The organism is Micrococcus sp. iso_26, assembly GCF_056172975.1.
The window spans coordinates 1-212 of record NZ_JBWBTV010000039.1 but is presented as its reverse complement, the minus strand read 5'-3'; the positions used below and the strand labels follow the sequence as shown (position 1 = coordinate 212).

The following is a 212-nucleotide window of genomic DNA, read 5'->3' as shown; positions in this document are numbered from 1 at the left end:
TCGCGCACCGTGGGCCCGATGCCGGTCGCCGGAGGGTGCTGCGGCTGCTCCTCGGGACAGGGGTCCTCGGCGGGTTCACCACCTACAGCACCCTCGCCGAGTCCACCGCCGCCCTGTTCCTCGACGGCCACGGCCTCGCTGGCACCGGCTACGCGCTCCTCACTGTCCTATCCGGCGCGATCGCGACCGCCTGCGGTCTCGTCGTCGCCGGC

1 protein-coding gene is annotated in these 212 nt (G+C 74.1%); it reads left to right on the top strand.

The features are described from left to right. On the top strand, positions 1 to 212 hold a 212-nt coding region (locus tag AC0VX0_RS12455; protein WP_475452231.1), incomplete at both ends, for a CrcB family protein.